Origin of the sequence: Ilumatobacter nonamiensis YM16-303, from assembly GCF_000350145.1 — a bacterium.
Lineage (GTDB): Bacteria > Actinomycetota > Acidimicrobiia > Acidimicrobiales > Ilumatobacteraceae > Ilumatobacter_A > Ilumatobacter_A nonamiensis.
Window position 1 is genome coordinate 1 of sequence record NZ_BAOL01000208.1, and the last position, 3238, is coordinate 3238.

Annotated in this window: 3 protein-coding genes; all 3 read right to left on the minus strand. The window is 67.7% G+C overall.

Annotation, left to right across the window (positions count from 1 at the left end):
• Window positions 1-44: 44 nt before the first annotated feature.
• On the minus strand, window positions 45-872 hold the full coding sequence (locus ON45_RS17155) for a vWA domain-containing protein (RefSeq protein WP_051063263.1): 828 nt from the start codon (window positions 870-872) through the stop codon (window positions 45-47).
• Between the two features lie 107 nt (window positions 873-979).
• On the minus strand, window positions 980-1948 hold the full coding sequence (locus ON45_RS17160; protein WP_040495464.1) for an AAA family ATPase: 969 nt from the start codon (window positions 1946-1948) through the stop codon (window positions 980-982).
• 4 nt (window positions 1949-1952) lie between these two features.
• Window positions 1953-3110 carry an NDMA-dependent alcohol dehydrogenase gene (locus ON45_RS17165; protein WP_051063264.1) on the minus strand — a complete coding sequence of 386 codons (1158 nt, stop codon included), beginning with the start codon at window positions 3108-3110 and terminating at the stop codon, window positions 1953-1955.
• Between the last annotated feature and the right edge of the window lie 128 nt (window positions 3111-3238).

Sequence of the window (3238 nt, forward strand, 5' to 3'; positions counted from 1 at the left end):
CCATCCGGTGTCAGACACCGGATGGCACCGGACGGCGGCCGCGGTCAGCCGTCGAGGACGCGGGTGAGTGCTGCGGCAGCGTCTGATGGTCCGTCGACCGTCGTGAGACGTGCGCCGGTTCTCGTCGCGAGATCCTCCGCCTCCTCGCTGTCCTCGCCCGGTGCGACGATCACCAACTCGTCGAGTCCACGAGCCGCCCCGACCGCGTCGCCCTCGACCGTCGCCCGGCAGTCGGACAGGAGCACCGTGATCTTGCGCGCCGCGGTCGATCGGGAGAGCTGGTCGCGGGCGGCCGCGAGCGCTCCGGCGACATCGGTCGTCCCGAAGCCGCGCAGCGCGAGTACCGCATCCACCACCGCCTCGTTCGACTTGGTGACATCCTGCGACTTGGCCGCGATCACGTCCTTTCCGAAGGTCAACACCGAGTAGTCGGTCGGGGCACGCCACGCCACGGCTGCCGCAGCGACGGCGTTGGTTGCCAGCGGCTTGCCACCCATCGATCCGCTGCGATCGACGAGCAGACAGATCGCCGTGCCGGGCGTCGACCACCCGCGGATCCTCAACTCGTCGGGATCGACCGCGGCGTTCTCGGCACGAGCGGTGATCAACGCGTCCAGGCTTGCGTCGAGATCGAGGTCTCCGCCATCCGGGCGATACCGCTGCGTGGCGAGTTTGCCGGTCCCCCGCGGGCGTGACGGCCCCCGACGGGCAACGTCCAGGAACAGCCGCCCGGCCAGGCGACGGGCCAGCTCGCGAAGCTTCGGATCGGTTGCCCCGGTGAGATCGGCCAGCATCGCGAGCATCTCGTCGGGGTCGTCCTCCATCGCCTGTTCGACCGCCGCCTCGTCGATCTCGCCGACCTCCGGCGACACCTCGTCGAACTGCGGTTGCTGCGCGAGCTCGCGCCGCGACGTCGTCTTCTTCCGCGCCGATGCGATCTCCTCGTCCGCCGCGTCGCCCTCCTTCGCAGGAGGCGACTTCAGCGGGAGGTCGTGGCCCCAGTCGGGGCGCCCGCTTTTCCCTCGGTCTCGCCTCCACCTTCACCGGTCGTGCGGTTGAACGTCGCTTCCCACAGTTCGGTGATGATGTCCTCGGGTGTTCGAGTGGTCCCCTCGCGGACCCGGATCCGTCCCGACAGCGACACCAACGCCGCGTCGAGCGACACCTTCGGCGCGAGCACCGGCAACTCGCGCAACTCAGCGAGCGAGTTCGCGACGAACACCATGTCGATCGCACCACGCACGGATGATCCGATCCGGACGTCGGGATGCGACCGTGTCGCACGCACCAACTCGACGACGAGGCCGATCCAGTCGATCGGGTCCTTGGTCTCGTCGGGCGGTCCCGACGCGACCGCCCGTTGGACGATCATCGTCTCGTCGTCGGTCGATTGGTAGCTCACCGCGATCCGGCACATCCGGTCGTACACGGCGCCCGAGATCCGGGCGGTGCCGACCGCGTCGAACGGGTTCATCGCCGCGACCAGTCGGAAACCGGGTGCGGCTTCGAGTCGACCGAGCCGAGGCACGGTGATCTCCCGTTCGCTCATGACCGTGATCAACACGTTGAGCGTCTCCTCGGGAACCCGGTTGAGTTCCTCGATGTAGAGCAGCGAACCGTTCTGCAACGCGGTCGCGAGCGGCCCGGGCACGAACACGTCCGGGTCATACCCGTCGCTGAGGACGCGGGCCGGATCGAAGTGGCCGACCACGCGGGCCGGGGTCAGCTCGGCGTTGCCCTCGACGAACTCGAAACCGATACCCAGCTCGCGAGCGATCGCTCGGAGCAACGTCGACTTGCCGGTGCCGGGTGGACCCTCGATGACGATGTGGCGGTCGGACGCGATCGCCGCCACAGCGAGTTCGATCTCCCGCACCCGGCCCACCACGCCGGCCGAGAGACGATCGACGAGCTGATGCAGGTCTCCGTTCCGGCCCGGTTCGGCCATGACCTCAACCATGCAGGACGACCCCGCGGATGTTCTCGCCGTCACGCATCGCTCGATAGCCCTCGTTGATCTCGTCGAGGGAGTAGGTCTGCGTGACCAACTCGTCGAGCTTGAGCTGGCCCTCGCGGTACATGCCGAGCAGGCGCGGGATGTCGGCACGCGGGTTGAGCGACCCGAAGATCGTGCCCTTGATCTCCTTGTTCCACATCGCGAGTTCGAACAGGTTGATCGACGACTCGGTCTGCGTCATCGGGGCGATGCCGGTGACGACGATCGTGCCGCCCTTTCCCGCCAGCTTCGTCCCGAGTTCCATCATCTCGCCGTAGAGCACGCCCGGGCTCATGATCACCTGGTCGGCCATCTGGCCCCACGTCATCTCGGTGACCTGAGGGAAGGCTTCCTCCATCGAGGCGTAGGTATGGGTCGCGCCCATCTCCATCGCCTTCTCGCGTTTGAACTCGAGCGGGTCGATCGCGATCACCCGTTTGGCACCGGCGATCGCGGCGCCTTGTACGGCGTTGATCCCGATCCCGCCGACGCCGACGATCACGGCGGTGTCACCGGCGCGCACCCCGGCCCGCTCGGTCGCCGACCCGAATCCGGTCGCCACGCCACACGAAACGAGCGCGACCGCTTCGAGCGGAAGGTCCTCTTCGACCTTCACCACCTGGGTGTCGGACACACAGGTGTGGTGCGCGAACGTGCCGAGCTTGGCGAGCATGTTGAGTTCTTCACCGCCGGAGTCGAGCATCCGGTGGCGGCTCGTCCCGTCGGTGATCATTCCCGTGAGGAACGTGCCCCCGCCCGAGTCGCACAGGTTCTGGCGACCGGTCGAGCAGTAGCGGCACCGCCCGCACGACGGGACGAACGACGCGGCCACGTGGTCACCGACCGCGACGGACGACACGTTCGGGCCGACCTCGGCGACGATTCCGGCGCCTTCGTGACCACCGATCATCGGCCACAGGTCGGCGATGCCGAGATCCGGCCAGATCTCGGTCGGCGGCACCATGTCGCCGGTGACCATGTGCTCATCGCTGTGGCACAGTCCTGCGGCCTTCCACTCGACGATGATCTCGCCGGACTTGGGATCGTCGACCTCGATGTCGACGACGTCCCAGTCCTGCCCGAGACCACGCAGCACCGCTGCTCTCGTTTTCACGACGCGTCCTCCTCAGGTTCGGGGCACCAACCGATGCCCGCGCGCAACCTAGTGCTCCGAGTCGAGATCCCCGAGATCGGGAACGGTTCATTCGTGCCGTTCTCGTGAACAGTTCGCGCACGGAGCGC

Excerpts from the sequence above, each read along its gene's own strand:
- ON45_RS17160 (WP_040495464.1), bottom strand. The coding sequence starts at position 1,948 with ATGGCCGAACCGGGCCGGAACGGAGACCTGCATCAGCTCGTCGATCGT.